We start from the raw sequence: 12942 nt of genomic DNA on the forward strand, positions 1-12942 counted from the left end.
CGGGTTCCCCATAATCAGAATTGCGAATGCTTGGGAAGCGCTGGTCTTAGGCGACAGCGCTTTCAAAAGCGTTCGGCGTGGTGTTCTTCAGATATTCGAGCGCGACCTTGGCCTTGGCCACCAGCGCGGCGAAAGCCTGCGGCTCGTGGATGGCCATGTCCGACAGGATCTTGCGATCGATCTCGATGCCGGCCTTGTTGAGGCCGTCGATGAAGCGGCCATAGGTCAGGCCATGCTCGTGGGTCGCGGCGTTGATGCGCTGGATCCACAGCGCGCGGAACGAGCGCTTGCGGTTCTTGCGGTCGCGGTAAGCGTACTGCAGCGACTTTTCCACCGCCTGCTTGGCGATGCGGATGGTATTCTTGCGACGGCCGTAGAAACCCTTGGCGGCTTTCAGGACCTTCTTGTGCTTGGCGTGAGCGGTGACGCCTCTCTTTACGCGTGCCATGTCATGATCTCCTTAAAAGCAATTCCAGGAAAAGTGCGGTTTTCCGTTCGGAATTGCGTAAAACAAACGTTGTCCGGTCCGAATGCCCTTAGAGGCCGTTCGGCAGAAAATTCTTGATGACCTTCTTGCCATCCGGTTCAGCCAGAACCATCGTGCCGCGGGCATTTCGAATGAACTTGTTGGAACGCTTGATCATGCCGTGACGCTTGCCGGCCGCAGCCGACAGGACTTTACCCGTACCTGTGATCTTGAACCGCTTCTTGGCGGCCGACTTGGTCTTCATCTTGGGCATTTTGCTACTCCGTATTGTTGGCGCACTATCGCGCTTCTTGTTCGCTCCGGGCCGACCAAAGCCCGAAAAGCAAATGAAACCGCCACGGCATGCCCTGCCGGGCGGTTTTCTTGAACGGCGGTCCTATACGTCAAACACGGCCCGTGCGCAACACCTGAAGCCGAGCGACGCTCTGTCCCCGCTCAGGGCAGCGTGAACCACACCGGCAGCATGCCCGACTGCTGCGCGCCGTCGATCAGTTCGAAGGCCGGCAGCGCGATCAGGAACACCAGGCCGTCGAGCAGCGTGGTCAGCAGCAGGCGCGGCTTGAAACTGCCGGTGTCGCCCTCCTGATAGAGGGAAAGCTTCGGGAAGAAGCGCGGCACCTTGTCCAGATAGGCCTGATAGGGCGCGCCGAGCGCTTCCTTGAGGAATTTCTCCTCGCGCAGGATGACGATATGGAAGGCCCCCGCGCACAGCAGCGCGAACAGGATGATCCCCGAGAACGAGCCGATTTGTGCGCCGACGCCGGCCGCGGCCACGGTCGAGAACACATAAAGCGGGTTGCGGGTGATCGAATAGGGCCCGCCTGTCACCACCTCGGAGGATTTGCGTCCGCCAATATAGAGCGTCGCCCAGAGGCGGCCGACGATGCCGAGGAAAATCAGCAGCACGCCGAACATCTCGATTGTTTCATGCACCGGCGTGTCGGGCGGGAAGGTCGATTGACCGAACAGCAGCGCCAGAAACAGCACCACCACGAGCACGGCAAGCACCAGCCGACGCATCTGCTGGTAATTGCCCAGCCCGTATTTGAGTTCGTTGTCCAAGGGGGTGTCCGATCGTCGAGGAGCCTATTGCATGTCGCCCAAAGTGGCCCCGGTTTGGGAGGACGCCATGCATAAATACAAAGCCGGCGATCGCAGCTTTAGCCGAGAAACAGGCGTCCCGCCGATCGCCGGGACGCTCTGCAAGACAATTCAGGCGGATTTGGAGCGCTGGTCACGCCTGACTTTATCATGATCTCAGGTGTTGATATTCAGCACACCTTAGCGCGGCGCCAGCACCATCATCATCTGGCGGCCTTCGAGCTTCGGCTCCGCCTCGACCTTGGCGATGGTCGCCACTTCCTCGCGCACCTTGTTCAGAAGCTGCATGCCGAGTTCCATGTGCGCCATCTCGCGGCCGCGGAAGCGCAGCGTCAGCTTGACCTTGTCGCCTTCCTCGAAGAAGCGGCGCACCGCCTTCATCTTGGTCTCGTAGTCATGGCTGTCGATGTTCGGGCGCATCTTGATCTCCTTGATCTCGATGACCTTCTGATTCTTGCGCGCCTCGGCCGCCTTCTTCTGGTTGGCGTATTTCAACTTGCCGAGATCGAGGATCTTTACGACGGGCGGTACCGCATTGGGCGATATCTCAACGAGATCGAGCCCGGCCTCTTCGGCGAGCAGCAATGCGTCGTTGATGGAAACATCGCCGCGGTTCTGGCCTTCGGCGTCGATAAGCTGGACCCGGGGAACCCGGATGTCACGGTTGGAGCGCGGCCCATCCTTGGTCGGCGCCGCTGCTTTGAAAGGTCTGCGAATGGTCGTGGTCTCCTTGGCCGTTTCGTTCAGGATTTGTCAGTCTTGATGCGTGGACGCGCCACTGTGGTGAGCGCGCGGGCGGAGTCAATAGCACAGCATTGACAGAAAATCACCCTGATCACCGCCTGCACCAAACAAAGAAACAGCGCGAGCACTTTTCGCCACGCCCGTGGCTGTGCCACAAGAACCCCGAGCCAGAAGAGGGGCCTGAGGAAAAAGCCATGACCGTCACGCCCCCGACCTTTCTTGATGTCGATGGATCGCGCATCGCGGTGCGCCATAGTGCGGGCTCGACACCCGGCATCGTCTGGCTCGGCGGCTACAAGTCGGACATGCTGGGCACGAAGGCCGAGACCCTGTCGGACTGGGCGGCGAAAGAGGGCCGCTCCTTCCTGCGCCATGACTATTCCGGCCATGGCGAATCCGGCGGCGCCTTTGCCGACGGCACGATTTCGACTTGGCTGTCGCAAAGCCTTGCCGTGTTTCGGAAGTTTGCCAAGGGCAATCAGATCCTGGTCGGCTCCTCGATGGGCGCTTGGATCGTGCTGCGCATGGTGCAGGAATTGCACAAGGCGGGCGACGCTAGCGTCGTCGGCCTGGTGCTGCTGGCGCCGGCGCCGGATTTTACCTCCGAGCTGGTCGAACCGGTGCTGACCAAGGCGCAGAAACGGGCCCTCGCTGAAAAGGGTTTCTTCGCCGAGCCGTCCGAATATTCAACCGAGCCCTACATCTATACCCGCGCTTTGATCGAGGACGGGCGCGCCAACCGGGTGATGACCGGTCCGATCGACACGCATTGCCCGGTCCACATCCTGCAGGGCCTGGCCGATCCGGACGTGCCGTCGAGCCACGCGCTGAAGCTGGTCAGCCTGCTGCCGGCCGATGATGTCACGCTGTCGCTCATTCCGGACGGCGACCACCGCCTGTCGCGGCCGCAGGATCTCGACATGCTGGTGCGCGCGGTCGGCGACATGGCCGGGCGGGGCAAGTGACGATGCGCCTTTCCATTCCGATCTCGGCTTTCGTCGCGGCAATCGTCGGCTTTGGCGGTACGCTGGCCATCGTCATCGCCGCCGCCCACGCGGTCGGCGCGTCGCAGGTCCAGACCGCAAGCTGGGTGACAGCCATTTGCCTTGCCATGGCGATCGAGAGCCTGTGGCTGTCCTGGCGCACCAAAATGCCTGTCATCACCGCATGGTCGACGCCAGGCCTGGCGCTGATGGCGGCGTCGACCGGCTTTTCGATCGGCGAGGCGGTCGCCGCCTTCATCGTCACCGCCATCCTGTTGATCGCCACCGGCCTGTTCCGGCCCCTGACGCAATTGATCTCCAGGATACCGCCCTCGGTCGCTTCCGGCATGCTCGCCGGCATCGTCGTCACCTTCGCCCTCAATGCGGTCAAGACCGTTCCCGCCGACCCCTGGTTGATCCTGCCTTTGATCGCGGCCTTCTTTTTGATCCGCGTGTTCCACCCGGCGCTGTCGGTGCTGTCGGTGCTGATCGGTGGCGGTCTGGCCGCGTTTCTCACCGGCCGTGTCGGCGGCCTGCCAACCCCGGAACTGTCGACGCTGACGCTGATCGCGCCCGATTTCACCGCCAAGGCGATGATCGGCCTGGCCCTGCCGCTCTATCTCGTCACCATGGCCTCGCAGAACCTGTCGGGCCTGGCCGTGCTGCGCGCCGCCGGCTACCACCCGGAGCCCGGCCCGCTGATCGGCGTCACCGGCCTGTTTTCCCTGCTGTCGGCGCCATTTGGCGGCTCGACGACCAATCTGGCGGCGATTTCGGCGGCGATCTGCACCGGGCCGGACGTGCATCCCGACCCCGCCGAGCGCTGGAAGACCGGCCCCTTCTATGCGCTCGCCTATCTCATCTTCGCGATTTTCGGCGCGTCGCTGGTGGCGATCTTCGCCGTCCTGCCGCAGAGCCTGATCGTGCTGGTGGCGGGTCTCGCGCTGATGGCCTCGCTCGCCAACGCGCTGGCGATCGCGCTGAAGGACGAGGGCGACCGCATGGCCGCCACCGTTACCTTCGTCGTCACCGCGTCGGGCCTGACCCTGTTCGGCGTCGGCGCGGCATTCTGGGGGCTGATCGCCGGGCTGGTCGTGCTTTTCCTCGACAGGTTCAAAAAGCGATAATCATTTCAGACCTTTGTCCGGTTTTAGCGGACATTGTCTTGAATCACCGTTTTTGCCTTCCCATTTCGATTCCACGCAGCCGGTCCTGGCTGTCTCCAACCGAAGGAATGGGAGAAAATGAACACATCTGCATTGATCCGCCCGGCCTGGACGCCGGCAACCATCGCGTTGATGGTGATCGGCTTCATGGTGTTCTGGCCGCTGGGCTTCGCCATGCTCGCCTACATCATCTGGGGCGACCGGCTCGAAGGCTTCAAGCGTGACGTCAACCGTGCGACCGACGGCATCTTCGCCGGCTGCCGCCGTGGTTCGGACAAGGCCGCGCGCTGGGGCAATGGCTCCGCCCGCACCGGCAATGTCGCTTTCGACGATTGGCGCGAAAAGGAGCTCGAGCGCCTCGCCGAGGAACGCCGCAAGCTCGACGACATGCTGACCGAGTTCGACGACTATGCTAGGGAATTGCGCCGCGCCAAGGATCAGGACGAGTTCGATCGCTTCATGGCGAACCGCAACAAGTCGACCGCTCCGGCAAAGACCGATCCGAGCACCGGCACGACCCCGGCCAAGCGTGGCAAGGGCTCGAACCTGCTTGACGACTGAGGCCGAGCGACAGGCCAAGGTATGATGACGGCGTCGCGCGAGCGGCGCCGTTTCTTTTTTGTTCTAGTCGTTTTTCTCGAATCGCGTATCGTCCCGCCATGACCATCGGATTCTTCCGCAATCTGACGAAGCCCAAGGCCACGCCAGTCGTGGAGCGCGAATATTGCGTCGCCGGCCGCACGCTGCCGCTCAAGATCGTCGAGAGCGCCCGGGCACGGCGCCTGACGCTGCGCATCGATTCCGGCGGCCAGGGCCTGCGCATCACCGTGCCGCCCGGCCTGCGGCGTGGCGAGGTGGATAGATTCCTCGACCGCCATCAGGACTGGTTGGAGCAGCGGCTAGCAAAAGTGCCGACGCGGCCACAGGTGCGGCCCGGCATCAAGATCCCGATACGGGGCGTGCCGCACCGTATCGTCCATGAACCGTCAAAGCGCGGCACCGTCACCATATCGCGGGACGAGCGTGGCCCGCTGCTGATCGTGCATGGCGACCGTGTGCATCTGCCGCGCCGCATCGCCGACTTCCTGAAGCGCGAGGCCAAGAAGGAGATCGAGAAGCTGGTGATCAAACACACCGAGGCGCTCGGCAAGCGCGCCAAGGCGATCCGCTACAAGGACACCTCCAGCCGCTGGGGCTCTTGCACCTCGGAAGGCAATCTCTCCTTCTCCTGGCGCATCATGATGGCGCCGCAGCCGGTCATCAACTACCTCGTGGCGCATGAGGTGGCCCATCTCAAGGAGATGAACCACGGCCCGAAATTCTGGAAACTGTGCGAAAAGCTCTGCCCCGACACCGACCGGTGCAAGGACTGGCTGAAGCGCAATGGCGGCGCGCTGCAGGCGATCGCGTTCGAGTAGTCAATCGTCATTCGCGGCGTTGAGTTCCTCGGGTCGCAGCCCCTCATCGCCATGATGCGGCCAGGGCAGGAAATTCCGGTCGAATTCATCGCCGTCGAAATAATCCAGCGCCCGATGCGCCTCGGCGCCGTTGAACGCAGCCTTGTCCATCAGATGGGCGATGACCTCGCGCGCCTGCGCGATCTTCTGCTTCAGTTCCGCAACCGTTCTATCGGCCATGATCGTTCTCCCGCCCGGCATGTTGCCAATTAATCCCGTCCATCAATAGGTAGCGCCTTTGGCGTCGCCGGCAAACAGCATGCTTTTTCTCGACTCTGTCTCGATTTCATGCCAATTCCCGCGCCATGGCGCTCGACATCAAAATCTGCGGCTTGAAGACCGACCAGGCAATGGCCGCGGCGCTCGCCGGCGGTGCCAGCCATGTCGGTTTTATTTTTTTCGCGAAAAGCCCGCGCTATGTCGAGCCGGCTGAAGCCGGGCGTCTGCGCGAAGCCGCGCGCGGCAAGGCCTTGGCGGTTGCTGTCACGGTCGACGCCAGCGACGCCTTACTGGACGGGATCGTCGCGGCCATGCAGCCCGACATGTTGCAGCTGCACGGCTCGGAAACGCCCGAACGGGTGTTTGAACTGAAAGCCCGTCATGGCTTGCCGGTGATGAAGGCCTTGCCGCTCAGCGAGACCGCCGACATCGACCGGGTCAAGCCGTTCATTGGCATCGCCGACCGGTTCCTGTTCGATGCCAAGCCACCGAAAGGCTCCGAACTGCCGGGTGGCAATGGCGTCGCCTTCGACTGGCGCATCCTTGGCGGCCTTGACGCCGGCGTCGATTACATGCTTTCCGGTGGGCTCAACGCCGCCAATATCGGCGATGCCCTTCGGCTTGCGAATCCGCCCGGAATAGACATTTCGTCCGGTGTGGAAAGCGCGCCGGGCGTCAAGGATCCGGCGTTGATCGAGCAATTTTTCCGGGCCGTCCGGGCAGCACGCGACGACCGCGCCGCCTAACGCCTTAAACGAGAGCATGCCCCGGAAAAGTGGGAACCGGTTTTCCGACAAGGACATGCTCAACAAAGTCAAGATGCCAGGAGATCGGCGATGAACAAGCCGGCGACACCCAATTCCTTCCGCACCGGACCCGACGAGCAGGGCATGTTCGGCATTTTTGGCGGTCGTTTCGTCGCCGAAACGCTGATGCCGCTGATCCTCGACCTGGAGCGGCACTGGAACGAGGTCAAGAACGATCCGGATTTCAGGGCTGAGCTCACCGATCTTTCGACCCACTATGCCGGGCGGCCGTCGAAGCTCTATTTCGCCGAGGGTCTTACGAAGCATCTCGGAGGTGCAAAAGTCTATTTCAAACGTGAGGACCTGAACCACACCGGCTCGCACAAGATCAACAACTGCCTCGGCCAGATCCTGCTGGCCAAGCGCATGGGCAAGAAGCGCATCATCGCCGAGACCGGTGCCGGCCAGCATGGCGTGGCATCCGCCACCGTCGCCGCGCGCTTCGGCTATCCCTGCGTCGTCTATATGGGCGCCACCGACGTTGCCCGGCAGAGCCCGAACGTGTTCCGCATGAAGCTGCTCGGCGCCGAAGTGCGGCCGGTCACCGCTGGCCACGGCACGCTGAAGGACGCCATGAACGAAGCCCTTCGTGATTGGGTCACCAATGTCGAGGACACCTACTATCTGATCGGCACCGCCGCCGGCCCGCACCCCTATCCGGAGCTGGTGCGTGACTTCCAGTCGGTGATCGGCACTGAGGCGCGCGCGCAGATCCTCGAACAGGAAGGCCGACTGCCCGACACCATCATCGCCGCTGTCGGCGGCGGCTCGAATGCCATCGGCCTGTTCCACCCCTTCCTCGACGACAAGGATGTGCGCATCATCGGCATCGAGGCCGGCGGACGCGGCCTTGACGGCATCGAGCACTGCGCCTCGATGAATGCCGGTTCGCCCGGCGTGCTGCACGGCAACCGCACCTATCTCCTGCAGAATGCCGACGGCCAGATCATGGACGGCCATTCGATCTCGGCCGGTCTCGACTATCCCGGCGTCGGCCCGGAACATTCCTGGCTGCGCGACTCCGGCCGCGTCGAATATGTGCCGATCCTCGACGATGAGGCGCTGGAAGCCTTCAAGCTGACGACGCGTGTCGAAGGCATTATCCCGGCGCTGGAATCGGCGCACGCCATCGCCCACGCGGTGAAGATCGTGCCCGCCATGGACAGGGACCAGCTCGTCATCGTCAACCTGTCCGGCCGTGGTGACAAGGACGTGCACACAGTGGCCTCGATGCTGGGCATGGAGATCTAGGCCCTTTGGATAGTTTCGATTTGGGAGTTGATTATGAGCAAAATTCGTCCAAAGGGCCAGACATGACCACCCGCATCGACCGCCGCATGGCGAAGCTCAAGACCGAAGGCCGCCCGGCACTCGTCACCTATTTCATGGGCGGCGACCCCGACTACGACACCTCGCTCTCGATCATGAAGGCGCTCCCCGGCGCCGGCTCCGACATCATCGAGCTCGGCATGCCGTTTTCCGATCCGATGGCAGACGGCCCAGCGATCCAGGCTGCGGGCCTGCGGGCGCTGAAAGGCGGCCAGACGCTGGTCAAGACGCTGAAGATGGCGTCCGAGTTCCGCGCCGGCGACAATGAAACGCCGATCGTGCTGATGGGTTACTACAACCCGATCTACATCTACGGCGTCGACCGCTTCCTGAAAGACGCGCTGGCCAGCGGCATCGACGGGCTGATCGTCGTCGACCTGCCGCCGGAAATGGACGAGGAACTCTGCATTCCGGCGCTGAAGGCCGGCATCAACTTCATCCGCCTGGCGACGCCGACCACCGACGACAAGCGCTTGCCCAAGGTGCTCCAGAATACCTCCGGCTTCGTCTACTACGTCTCGATGACCGGCATTACCGGCTCGGCGCTGGCTGACACCGGCAAGGTGGCCGCCGCCGTCAACCGGATTAAGGGCCACACAAACCTGCCGGTCTGCGTCGGCTTCGGCGTCAAGACCGCCGAGCAGGCGCGTGTCATCGGCGCCAATGCCGATGGTGTCGTCGTCGGCACTGCGATCGTCAATGCGGTCGCCAATGTGCTGGGGCCGAAGGGCGAAAAGACCGCCGACCCGGCCGAGGCCGTCGCCACGCTGGTCAGCGGCCTGGCGCAAGGCGTGCGCTCGGCCCGCCTTGCTGCTGCCGAATAGTTTTCCTACGTCTTTAGCCAACTCTTCGTCAGGACAGGAGCCGAAGCGATGAACTGGATCACCAATTACGTTCGCCCGAAAATCAATTCGATGCTCGGCCGGCGCACCGACATGCCCGAGAATCTCTGGATCAAAGATCCCGAGACCGGCGAAATGGTGTTCCACAAGGATCTGGAATCCAACCAGTTCGTCATCCCGTCTTCCGGCCATCACATGAAGATTTCGGCCAAGGAGCGGCTGAAATACTTCCTCGACGACGGCAAGTACGAGCAGCTCGAAAACCCCAAGGTCGTGCTGGATCCGCTGAAGTTCCGCGACGAGAAGCGCTACACCGACCGGCTGAAAGACGCCAAGGCGAAGACTGGCCTGGAAGATGCCATCGTCAACGCGCTGGGCACCATCGACGGCCTGCCGGTGGTGGTGACGGTGCAGGATTTCGCCTTCATGGGCGGCTCGCTCGGCATGGCGGCGGGCGACGCCATCGTGCATGCTTTCGAGGTCGCCCTGCAGCGCAAGCGGCCGCTGATCCTGTTCGCCGCCTCAGGCGGCGCGCGCATGCAGGAAGGTATATTGTCCCTTATGCAATTGCCGCGCACCACGGTCGGCGTCGACCGGCTGAAGGAAGCCGGCCTTCCCTATATCGTCGTGCTGACCAACCCGACCACCGGCGGCGTCACCGCCTCCTATGCCATGCTGGGCGACGTGCATATCGCTGAACCGGGTGCGCTGATCGGCTTTGCCGGGCCGCGCGTCATTGAGCAGACCATCCGCGAGAAACTGCCGGACGGCTTCCAGCGCTCCGAATATCTGATGGAGCACGGCATGGTCGACATGGTGGTGTCGCGGCTGGAGATGCGCCAAACGGTCGCGCGGCTGTTGAAGATGCTGCTCAAGATGCCGGGCGAGCAGAAGCCGCTGGAGCCGGAAATCCTGCCGCCCGCGGTGGTTGCCGCCGAAGCCAGGCCGCACCCCTGACGCGACACTGTGCATGTCGCCCAAAAATGACCTCGGTTTTTGGAAAACGACATGCACAAAACAAGGCTGCCTTGGCCGCCGCGAACAGTGATTGCGCCATGTCCATGGCGCGCTGTAGCCTTTTGATTGCCATGGCCATTCCGGGATTGATTCTGGTTCTCGGGCCATGCGCCGGGATCTTGTCATGACAACGCTTGCCGCCGACCGTGAAATCGAAGCCCTGATGGTGCTTCACCCGAAAGGCTTCGACCTTTCGCTCGACCGCATCACGCGGCTTTTGCAGCGGCTGGGCAATCCGCAGGACTTGCTGCCGCCGGTCATCCACATCGCCGGCACCAACGGCAAGGGTTCCTGCGCCGCCTTTTCCCGTGCGCTGCTCGAAGCCGCCGGCCACCTTGTCCATGTCCATACTTCGCCGCATCTGGTGAACTGGGCCGAGCGCTACCGGCTGGCTGACGAAGGCGGCGGCAAACTCGTCGACGATGAGACCTTCGCCGAGGCCATTGCCCGCGTCGCCAAGGCCAATGACGGCCAGAAGATCACCGTCTTCGAGATCCTCACCGCCGTCACCTTCATCCTGTTTTCCGAACATCCCGCCGAAGCCGCCATCATCGAGGTCGGCCTCGGCGGTCGTTTCGACGCCACCAATGTTGTCGCCAGGCCCGCCGTGACGGTGATCATGCCGGTGTCGATGGACCACGAAGCCTATCTCGGCGACCGGGTCGAACTGATCGCCGCCGAAAAGGCCGGCATCATGAAGCGCGGCTGCCCGGTGGTCATCGGCGCGCAGGAAAGCGAGACGGCGCTGCAGGTGCTGATCGAGACCGCCGAGCGGCTGGAGTGCCCGACCTACGTCTATGGCCAGGATTTCCTCGCCTTCGAGGAAAACGGCCGCATGGTCTACCAGGACGAGGACGGGCTGATGGACCTGCCGCCGCCGCGCCTGCCCGGGCGCCATCAGTTCGCCAATGCGGCCGCGGCGATCGCCGCGGTCAAGGCGGCGGGCTTCGAGATCAGCCATCGCGCCGCCGAGAAGGCGATGACCCATGTCGCCTGGCCCGGCCGCATGCAGAAGCTGATGCAAGGCCGGCTGACAGAGCGGGCACCGAAGGGCGCCGACATCTGGCTCGACGGCGGCCACAATCCGGGCGCCGGCGTGGTCGTCGCCGAGGCGCTGGCCGAACAGGAGGAAAAGAACCCGCGGCCGCTCTTCCTCATTTCGGGCATGATCAACACCAAGGACCAGAGCGGCTATTTCCGCGCCTTCAAGGGCCTCGTCCGGCACGTCTACACCGTGCCGGTGAGCCTGAGCGATGCCGGCGTGCCGAATGACGAACTGGCGATCCGCGCTACGGAAGCCGGGCTTACGGCCGAGCCTGTGAGTTCCGTCGCCAACGCGCTGATGCTGCTGCGCGACACCTGGGACGGCCCGCCGCCGCGCATCCTGATCGGCGGATCACTCTATCTTGCCGGCGCGGTGCTGGCCGAGAATGGCACGCCGCCGACCTGAGCGCTTGATGACCGACGCAGGGAGCCCGTGATGATCAAGGTGAAGCAGCTCGCCCATGTCTGCATCCTCGCGCATGATCTGGAAACGACGCGAAGCTTCTACCGCGACGTGCTCGGCATGGACACAAGGTTCAATTTCCTGCGCGACGGCAAGATTTTCGGCTTCTATTTGGATTGCGGCGGCCGCAGCCATGTCGAGGTGTTCCAGAAAGACGGCACGAGCTTCACCGAGCTCAATCAGATCAACCATTTCTGCCTGGAAGTCGAAGACATCGACGCCGCGATCGCTCATATCAAGTCGAAGGGCGTCGACGTCACGGCCAAGAAGCATGCCTGCGACGACACGTTTCAGGCCTGGATCCGTGATCCCAACGGCGTGAAGATCGAGCTGTTCGAATACACCGCCAAAAGCGCGCAGTTCATCGGCGGCGACCGCATCGCCGACTGGTGACCGCATTCCAGCTTGCACCAGTCCGGGCACGGCCCTGGCGGGTCACTTCAGCTCGATCTCGATAAAGGCATATTCGCCGTCATTGGCGCTGATGACGTCGTGCTCGACGCCCTCCTTGCGGAAATAGGGCGCGCCTTTCTTCATCTCGGCGAAGGTTTCGCCGTCCTTGGTCTTGAGCTTCAGCTTGCCGTCCATCAGCGGCACCACGACATAATCGTGGCCATGGCGATGCCAGCCGGTGTTGTCGCCCGGCTGGAAGCGGTATTCGGTGACGATGACGCGCTCATTGTCGATGAAGACGGTGGCCTTGGCGGATCCGGTCATGTCGCTCTCCCTGTTTCTACCGCCAGCAGAAGACATGGCGTGCCCTGATGTGAGGGCCAGAGCGGCCCAGCGCATGACCCAGAGGATCATGAGCCATCCAATCGCTACAGCGTCCTTTGCGCGTTCAAGGACGCGCGGCGCTGTAGGTGGCGCCAACAAAAAGCCCGGCGCAATGGCCGGGCTCTTGGGATCGAGAATGTTGAGTCGATCAGAGGCTGCCATTGATCCAGTGCGACAGCGCGGTCTTCGGTGCGGCGCCAACCTTCATGTCGGCCACTTCGCCACCCTTGAAGATCATCAGCGTCGGGATCGAGCGCACGCCGAACTGCGCGGCAAGCTCGGGGTTCTCATCGATGTTGAGTTTGGCGATCTTGATCTTGGCTCCGAGTTCAGTGGCGATGTCTTCGAGCGACGGCGCGATCTGCTTGCAGGGGCCGCACCATTCCGCCCAGAAATCAACCACCACCGGTACGTTGGCGTTGAGCACGTCAGCCTGGAAATTGTTCTTATCGACCTTGACGGTGGCACCCATGCGGAAAATTCCTTTCGAGAGTTCTTTGTCGCACC

At 62.8% G+C, this 12942-nt stretch carries 18 protein-coding genes; 11 read left to right on the plus strand and 7 right to left on the minus strand.

Going from position 1 to position 12942, the window contains the following annotated elements; all coding sequences use genetic code 11:
- Positions 1-46 precede the first annotated feature (46 nt).
- The 3 genes from rplT to ACWGS8_RS19520 form a co-directional block, all read right to left on the minus strand.
- Positions 47-448 (minus strand): 50S ribosomal protein L20, encoded by a 402-nt coding sequence (rplT, locus tag ACWGS8_RS19510; protein WP_027053776.1) that lies wholly within the window; start codon positions 446-448, stop codon positions 47-49.
- An 88-nt stretch (positions 449-536) separates the two neighbouring features.
- Positions 537-740 carry a 50S ribosomal protein L35 gene (gene rpmI, locus ACWGS8_RS19515; protein ID WP_006201248.1) on the minus strand — a complete coding sequence of 68 codons (204 nt, stop codon included), beginning with the start codon at positions 738-740 and terminating at the stop codon, positions 537-539.
- 182 nt (positions 741-922) lie between these two features.
- Positions 923-1549 (minus strand): methyltransferase family protein, encoded by a 627-nt coding sequence (locus ACWGS8_RS19520; RefSeq protein WP_454582457.1) that lies wholly within the window; start codon positions 1547-1549, stop codon positions 923-925.
- A gap of 31 nt (positions 1550-1580) precedes the next feature.
- On the opposite strand from ACWGS8_RS19520, the gene ACWGS8_RS19525 reads away from it, so the two are divergent.
- On the plus strand, positions 1581-1742 hold the full coding sequence (locus tag ACWGS8_RS19525) for a hypothetical protein (protein ID WP_454582458.1): 162 nt from the start codon (positions 1581-1583) through the stop codon (positions 1740-1742).
- A gap of 26 nt (positions 1743-1768) precedes the next feature.
- Here the strand turns inward: ACWGS8_RS19525 and infC are convergent, their stop codons facing one another.
- Positions 1769-2305: a translation initiation factor IF-3 gene (gene infC, locus ACWGS8_RS19530; RefSeq protein WP_010912915.1), complete on the minus strand. Its 537-nt coding sequence runs from the start codon at positions 2303-2305 to the stop codon at positions 1769-1771.
- Positions 2306-2526: 221 nt separating this feature from the next.
- Between infC and ACWGS8_RS19535 the strand changes: the two genes are divergently transcribed.
- The 4 genes from ACWGS8_RS19535 (at position 2527) to ACWGS8_RS19550 (ending at position 5899) form a co-directional block, all read left to right on the plus strand.
- Positions 2527-3297, plus strand: a complete 771-nt coding sequence (locus ACWGS8_RS19535; RefSeq protein WP_454582459.1) for an alpha/beta hydrolase — start codon at positions 2527-2529, stop codon at positions 3295-3297.
- Between the two features lie 2 nt (positions 3298-3299).
- The gene (locus tag ACWGS8_RS19540) at positions 3300-4442 is read left to right on the plus strand and encodes a benzoate/H(+) symporter BenE family transporter (RefSeq protein ID WP_454582460.1); all 1143 of its coding nucleotides are present in this window, start codon (positions 3300-3302) and stop codon (positions 4440-4442) included.
- A 117-nt stretch (positions 4443-4559) separates the two neighbouring features.
- The gene (locus tag ACWGS8_RS19545) at positions 4560-5042 is read left to right on the plus strand and encodes a DUF2852 domain-containing protein (RefSeq protein WP_454582461.1); all 483 of its coding nucleotides are present in this window, start codon (positions 4560-4562) and stop codon (positions 5040-5042) included.
- A gap of 98 nt (positions 5043-5140) precedes the next feature.
- A complete protein-coding gene (locus tag ACWGS8_RS19550; protein WP_454582462.1) occupies positions 5141-5899 on the plus strand; it encodes a M48 family metallopeptidase in 759 nt (252 codons plus the stop codon).
- On the opposite strand, the gene ACWGS8_RS19555 is transcribed toward ACWGS8_RS19550, so the two are convergent.
- Positions 5900-6118: a hypothetical protein gene (locus ACWGS8_RS19555; RefSeq protein WP_454582463.1), complete on the minus strand. Its 219-nt coding sequence runs from the start codon at positions 6116-6118 to the stop codon at positions 5900-5902.
- A 125-nt stretch (positions 6119-6243) separates the two neighbouring features.
- Here ACWGS8_RS19555 and ACWGS8_RS19560 point away from each other — a divergent pair, with 125 nt between their 5' ends.
- The 6 genes from ACWGS8_RS19560 (at position 6244) to ACWGS8_RS19585 (ending at position 12051) form a co-directional block, all read left to right on the plus strand.
- Positions 6244-6903 carry a phosphoribosylanthranilate isomerase gene (locus tag ACWGS8_RS19560; RefSeq protein WP_454582464.1) on the plus strand — a complete coding sequence of 220 codons (660 nt, stop codon included), beginning with the start codon at positions 6244-6246 and terminating at the stop codon, positions 6901-6903.
- Between the two features lie 90 nt (positions 6904-6993).
- Positions 6994-8214, plus strand: coding sequence for a tryptophan synthase subunit beta (gene trpB, locus ACWGS8_RS19565; RefSeq protein ID WP_454582465.1), 1221 nt, complete (start codon positions 6994-6996; stop codon positions 8212-8214).
- 62 nt (positions 8215-8276) lie between these two features.
- Positions 8277-9116, plus strand: coding sequence for a tryptophan synthase subunit alpha (gene trpA / locus ACWGS8_RS19570; protein WP_454582466.1), 840 nt, complete (start codon positions 8277-8279; stop codon positions 9114-9116).
- Positions 9117-9164: 48 nt separating this feature from the next.
- The gene (gene accD, locus ACWGS8_RS19575; RefSeq protein ID WP_454582467.1) at positions 9165-10091 is read left to right on the plus strand and encodes an acetyl-CoA carboxylase, carboxyltransferase subunit beta; all 927 of its coding nucleotides are present in this window, start codon (positions 9165-9167) and stop codon (positions 10089-10091) included.
- Positions 10092-10275: 184 nt separating this feature from the next.
- On the plus strand, positions 10276-11601 hold the full coding sequence (locus ACWGS8_RS19580) for a bifunctional folylpolyglutamate synthase/dihydrofolate synthase (RefSeq protein ID WP_454582468.1): 1326 nt from the start codon (positions 10276-10278) through the stop codon (positions 11599-11601).
- Between the two features lie 30 nt (positions 11602-11631).
- The gene (locus ACWGS8_RS19585) at positions 11632-12051 is read left to right on the plus strand and encodes a VOC family protein (protein WP_454582469.1); all 420 of its coding nucleotides are present in this window, start codon (positions 11632-11634) and stop codon (positions 12049-12051) included.
- 42 nt (positions 12052-12093) lie between these two features.
- Here the strand turns inward: ACWGS8_RS19585 and ACWGS8_RS19590 are convergent, their stop codons facing one another.
- Positions 12094-12375 (minus strand): cupin domain-containing protein, encoded by a 282-nt coding sequence (locus ACWGS8_RS19590; protein ID WP_140770270.1) that lies wholly within the window; start codon positions 12373-12375, stop codon positions 12094-12096.
- 208 nt (positions 12376-12583) lie between these two features.
- Positions 12584-12907, minus strand: a complete 324-nt coding sequence (gene trxA, locus ACWGS8_RS19595; RefSeq protein WP_010912931.1) for a thioredoxin — start codon at positions 12905-12907, stop codon at positions 12584-12586.
- Between the last annotated feature and the right edge of the window lie 35 nt (positions 12908-12942).

The organism is Mesorhizobium sp. 43Arga (genome assembly GCF_053714255.1).

Excerpts from the sequence above, each read along its gene's own strand:
- rplT (WP_027053776.1), bottom strand. The coding sequence starts at position 448 with ATGGCACGCGTAAAGAGAGGCGTCACCGCTCACGCCAAGCACAAGAAG.
- rpmI (WP_006201248.1), bottom strand. The coding sequence starts at position 740 with ATGCCCAAGATGAAGACCAAGTCGGCCGCCAAGAAGCGGTTCAAGATC.
- ACWGS8_RS19525 (WP_454582458.1), top strand. The coding sequence starts at position 1,581 with ATGTCGCCCAAAGTGGCCCCGGTTTGGGAGGACGCCATGCATAAATAC.
- ACWGS8_RS19535 (WP_454582459.1), top strand. The coding sequence starts at position 2,527 with ATGACCGTCACGCCCCCGACCTTTCTTGATGTCGATGGATCGCGCATC.
- ACWGS8_RS19540 (WP_454582460.1), top strand. The coding sequence starts at position 3,300 with ATGCGCCTTTCCATTCCGATCTCGGCTTTCGTCGCGGCAATCGTCGGC.
- ACWGS8_RS19545 (WP_454582461.1), top strand. The coding sequence starts at position 4,560 with ATGAACACATCTGCATTGATCCGCCCGGCCTGGACGCCGGCAACCATC.
- ACWGS8_RS19550 (WP_454582462.1), top strand. The coding sequence starts at position 5,141 with ATGACCATCGGATTCTTCCGCAATCTGACGAAGCCCAAGGCCACGCCA.
- ACWGS8_RS19555 (WP_454582463.1), bottom strand. The coding sequence starts at position 6,118 with ATGGCCGATAGAACGGTTGCGGAACTGAAGCAGAAGATCGCGCAGGCG.
- ACWGS8_RS19560 (WP_454582464.1), top strand. The coding sequence starts at position 6,244 with ATGGCGCTCGACATCAAAATCTGCGGCTTGAAGACCGACCAGGCAATG.
- trpB (WP_454582465.1), top strand. The coding sequence starts at position 6,994 with ATGAACAAGCCGGCGACACCCAATTCCTTCCGCACCGGACCCGACGAG.
- trpA (WP_454582466.1), top strand. The coding sequence starts at position 8,277 with ATGACCACCCGCATCGACCGCCGCATGGCGAAGCTCAAGACCGAAGGC.
- accD (WP_454582467.1), top strand. The coding sequence starts at position 9,165 with ATGAACTGGATCACCAATTACGTTCGCCCGAAAATCAATTCGATGCTC.
- ACWGS8_RS19580 (WP_454582468.1), top strand. The coding sequence starts at position 10,276 with ATGACAACGCTTGCCGCCGACCGTGAAATCGAAGCCCTGATGGTGCTT.
- ACWGS8_RS19585 (WP_454582469.1), top strand. The coding sequence starts at position 11,632 with ATGATCAAGGTGAAGCAGCTCGCCCATGTCTGCATCCTCGCGCATGAT.
- ACWGS8_RS19590 (WP_140770270.1), bottom strand. The coding sequence starts at position 12,375 with ATGACCGGATCCGCCAAGGCCACCGTCTTCATCGACAATGAGCGCGTC.
- trxA (WP_010912931.1), bottom strand. The coding sequence starts at position 12,907 with ATGGGTGCCACCGTCAAGGTCGATAAGAACAATTTCCAGGCTGACGTG.